Below are 4,348 nucleotides of genomic sequence, written 5' to 3'. Positions count from 1 at the left end.
ATTGCCGTCCGCGTGGCCCGCGCCTGCGCCGATGCCGGGCTCGCGTCCGTTGCCGTATACTCCGAGCCCGACGCCGACGCCCTGCACGTGCGCCGGGCCGACGAGGCCTACGCGCTGGGCGGGCGAAGCGGTGCGGACACGTACCTGAACATCGAAAAGCTCATTGACGTGGCCGTCCGCTCCGGGGCCGACGCCGTCCACCCCGGCTACGGCTTCCTGTCCGAGAACGCGGACTTCGCCCAGGCCGTGATCGACGCCGGGCTGACGTGGATCGGGCCACCGCCGCAGGCCATCCGGGACCTGGGCAACAAGGTCACGGCCCGCGACATTGCCGTCCGCGCCGGCGCCCCGCTGGTGCCCGGCAGCGACGGCCCCGTGGGATCCGGCGCCGAGGTCCGGGCGTTCGCGGAGCAGTTCGGCCTGCCCGTCGCCATCAAGGCGGCGTTCGGCGGGGGCGGTCGCGGGTTGAAAATTGCCCGGACCCTGGACGAGATTGACGACGCCTTTGAATCCGCCGTCCGCGAGGCAACCGTCGCGTTTGGGCGCGGGGAATGCTTCGTGGAGCGGTTCCTGGACCGCCCCCGCCATGTGGAGGCCCAGGTGCTGGCGGACCAGCACGGCAATGTGGTGGTGGTGGGCACGCGCGACTGCTCCCTCCAGCGCCGCCACCAAAAACTGGTCGAGGAGGCCCCGGCGCCATTCCTCGGCGATGCCCAGCGGGCCAGCATCCATGCCTCCGCCAAGGCCATCTGCCGGGAGGCCGGCTACCAGGGCGCAGGCACAGTGGAGTACCTCGTGGCCGATGACGGCACGGTCTCCTTCCTGGAGGTCAACACCCGCCTCCAGGTGGAACACCCCATCACGGAGGAAACCACCGGCGTGGACCTGGTTGCCGAGCAGTTCCGCATCGCCGCCGGGGAGCCGCTGAGCTTCACGGAGGATCCGCCGGCTGTGGGCCACGCCTTTGAGTTCCGCCTCAATGCCGAGGACCCGGCCCGCGGATTCCTGCCCGGCCCCGGCACCATCACCGCCTTCGAGCCGCCCACCGGGGCAGGCATTCGCGTCGATTCCGGGGTGCGGAGCGGCTCCACCGTGCCCGGCGACTACGACTCCCTGCTGGCCAAGCTCATTGTCCACGGCGCCGACCGCGCCCAGGCCCTGCGCCGTGCCCGGGTGGCCCTGGACGAAATGGCCATCACTGGCCTCCCCACCGTACTGCCGTTCCACCGCGCCGTGGTCCGCGACCCTGCCTTCACCGCGGAGGGCCGCTTCGGCGTGCACACCACCTGGATCGAGTCGGAATTCGCGGCCACGCTGGCCGCCTCCGATGAGATCGCACGGGCCGAGCCGGACGGCCGGCGCGAGGAACTGACCGTGGACGTGGACGGCAGGGCGCTGCGGATCGGGCTGCCCGCGGGGCTGCTGGCCGGCCTGCGCAACGGGAACCCCGGGAGTTTTGCCGGCGACGGCACCGCCGGCTGGATCGCCGGCGCCGGCACCCCGGACACCACGGACGACGGTGGCCCCGCCGTCGACGCCGTGGTACTGGCGGCGCCCATGACCGGCAGGCTCGTGAAGTGGGCGGCAGCCGACGGGGCCACCGTCGCGGCCGGGGACGCCGTCGTCGTGCTTGAAGCGATGAAGATGGAATCAACCGTCACGGCACACCGTGCCGGCACCGTGGTGCACGGCCCCCACACCGTGGGCGGGCAGATTGCGCGCGGCGAGGCAGTGTGCCGCATCGAATAGCCCGCATCGACTAGCTGCCGTGCGCGGGATGGCCCGCCGGGTTGGATAGATTGGAACCATGCCAATGAACGCCGCCCTCGGGGACCTTCCATCCGCCGCCACCCATGCCCACACGGGCGCATGGGTGGCCTCGGTGCTGCGCAGCCGCATCGCGGAGGGCCAGCTGGTGCCCGGCACCAAGCTTTCCGAACAGTCCCTCTCGGCCACGTTGGGCGTTTCCCGCAACACCCTGCGCGAGGCCTTCACCGTGCTCGACGGCGAGCTGATCGTCACGCGGATCCCCAACCGTGGAGTGTTTGTCGCCTCCCCCGGGCCGGAGGAGATCCGTGAGATTTACAGCGTGCGCCGCATCCTGGAGCCGGCGGCCGCCCTCTGGGGACCCGGGCCGGACATCGCGGAACTCCGCCGGGTGGTGGCGGAGGCCCGGGACGCCCAGGCGCGCAGCTCGGTGCCGGAAATGGCCGCCGCCAACCAGCGTTTCCACGAGGCTCTCATCCTGGGCACGGGCAGCACCGGGCTGCTGGAGGTGATGTCGCGGGTGCTGGCGCAGATGCGGCTGGTGTTCCATGCCATGGGCAGCGCTCCGGGCTTCCACAGCCGCTACGTGGAACTCAATGCTGAACTCCTCGAGCTGCTGGCCGCCGGGCAGCGGGCCGAGGCCGCCGAGAGGCTGCGCAGCTACCTCGACGTCGCTGAGGCGGAGCTGCTGGAGCAGTTCGCCGTCGCCCCTTAAGACCTTTTCCGGGATTGTTCAACAAACACTTGCAGGATTGTTGAACAAAAGCATATGATGTAGTTCACAGTGACGGCCGCCACCCTTGGCGGGCGTCCGGCCGGCCCGGGCAGCACGCCCACCGGATCCACTTCGCCCGTCATAACGGCCCGGCTTCCTGCCGCGGCAGGAACGGATAATTATGCTTGTACTCATCGGGGTCCTGCTGGTGATTGTTGGCTTCGCCATCCGCCTGAACCCCCTCCTTGTTGTCACCATTTCCGGCATCGTCACGGCGCTCCTGGGCGGCATGACCCCTCTGCAGATCCTCAACGCCTTCGGCTCCGGATTCTCCAGCAGCCGCTCCGTCACCATCTTCGTGGTGGTGCTCCCTGTCATCGGCCTGATCGAGCGGTTCGGGCTGCAGGAACAGGCCAAGGCGCTCATTTCCAAGCTGGCCCGGCTCACCACCGGCAGGGTGCTCATCGGCTACCTGTTGATCCGCCAGGCCACCGCCGCTGTGGGCCTGACCAGCATCGGCGGCCACGCCCAGACCGTGCGCCCGCTGGTCTTCCCCATGGCCGAGGGCGCTGCGCTGCGGCGCTACGGCTCCGTGCCGGACAAGGTGCGGGAGAAGATCAAGGGCCACAGTGCCGCGGCGGACAATGTCGGCGTGTTCTTTGGCGAGGACGTGTTTGTCGCCGTCGGCTCCATTCTGCTGATCACCACCTTCGTCGACACCACCTACGGGCTCCACTTGGAGCCCCTGCAGCTGGCCATCTGGGCCATCCCCACGGCCATCTGCGCCTTCCTGATCCACGGCTTCCGCCTGCTGCGCCTTGACCGCCAGCTGGACAAGGCCGTCCAGGAGGCCCGCGCCGAAGAGTCCGCAGCCGCACACACCGCCCCCGCCGGAGGAGCAGCATGATCAACGTCGAATCCATCTACTGGCTCATTGGCCTGCTGTTTGTCGGCTGGGCATTCCTGATAGCCCGTGACGCAACCCACCCGCGCCGCTGGGGCAGCTCGTCCTTCTGGGGGCTGCTTGGCCTGTGCTTCTTCTACGGCACCGCCGTTGAGGCGAAAACCGCCCCGGCCTGGGTGCTGGGCATCGCCGTCCTGGTTCTGGTGGCCCTGGCCAGCACGGGGCTGCTGGGCGACGGCCGCGCCAAGACCACCACGGAGGAACAGCGGACCGCCTTCGCCGGAAAGTTCGGCAACAAGCTCTTCATCCCCGCCTTGGCACTGCCGGTGGTTACAGTCGCCGTCGTCCTGCTGGCACCCGTGCTCAAGATTGGCGCCAAGCCCCTCATCGACCCCACCCACACCACGCTGGTGGCCCTGGGCATCGGCGCCGTGGTTGCCGCCGTCGTCGGTGTCGCCATCCTGCGCCCGAAGAATAAGCTGGCCCCAGTCCTGGAGGGCCGGCGCATCCTGGAAACCATCGGCTGGGCCGCGCTGCTGCCCCAGATGCTCTCAACCCTGGGCATCCTGTTCACGAAGGCCGGGGTGGGGACCGCCGTCGGAACGCTTGCCAAGGGTTTGCTGCCGAACGGTTCCCTGATTGCCGCCGTGGTGGTCTACTGCGTGGGCATGTTCATCTTCACGGTGCTGATGGGCAACGGTTTTGCCGCGTTCCCGATCATGACGGCGGCCATCGGCTGGCCCGTGCTGGTGCAGGGCTTCCACGGCCAGCCGGCCATCGTGTTTGCGATCGGCATGCTGGCCGGATTCTGCGGCACCCTGTGCACGCCCATGGCGGCCAACTTCAACCTGGTCCCGTCCGCGCTGCTGGAAATGAAGAACAAGTACGGCGTCATCACGGCCCAGGTGGCCACCGGCGTGCCGCTCCTGTTCGTCAACATCGCCCTGATGTACTTCCTCGCC

Annotated in this window: 4 protein-coding genes; all 4 read left to right on the top strand. The window is 69.1% G+C overall.

What is annotated here, in order from left to right; all coding sequences use genetic code 11:
- The coding region (locus LPN03_RS20480; RefSeq protein ID WP_262455723.1) for an acetyl/propionyl/methylcrotonyl-CoA carboxylase subunit alpha at positions 1–1,749 on the top strand (1,749 nt) is incomplete at its 5' end.
- 58 nt (positions 1,750–1,807) lie between these two features.
- Positions 1,808–2,482 carry a GntR family transcriptional regulator gene (locus LPN03_RS20475; protein WP_165181354.1) on the top strand — a complete coding sequence of 225 codons (675 nt, stop codon included), beginning with the start codon at positions 1,808–1,810 and terminating at the stop codon, positions 2,480–2,482.
- Between the two features lie 181 nt (positions 2,483–2,663).
- The gene (locus LPN03_RS20470) at positions 2,664–3,389 is read left to right on the top strand and encodes a DUF969 domain-containing protein (protein ID WP_165181353.1); all 726 of its coding nucleotides are present in this window, start codon (positions 2,664–2,666) and stop codon (positions 3,387–3,389) included.
- Positions 3,386–4,348: DUF979 domain-containing protein (locus LPN03_RS20465; protein WP_262455722.1), on the top strand; the 963-nt coding region annotated here is incomplete at its 3' end. The genes LPN03_RS20470 and LPN03_RS20465, both read left to right, overlap by 4 nt.

It is taken from the genome of Arthrobacter sp. A2-55 (assembly GCF_025548615.1).
Lineage (GTDB): Bacteria > Actinomycetota > Actinomycetes > Actinomycetales > Micrococcaceae > Specibacter > Specibacter silviterrae.
This window is presented reverse-complemented; position numbering and strand designations above follow the sequence as displayed.

Bases quoted from the DNA above. Each gene is read 5' to 3' on its own strand.
- LPN03_RS20475 (WP_165181354.1), top strand. From the start codon at position 1,808: ATGCCAATGAACGCCGCCCTCGGGGACCTTCCATCCGCCGCCACCCAT.
- LPN03_RS20470 (WP_165181353.1), top strand. From the start codon at position 2,664: ATGCTTGTACTCATCGGGGTCCTGCTGGTGATTGTTGGCTTCGCCATC.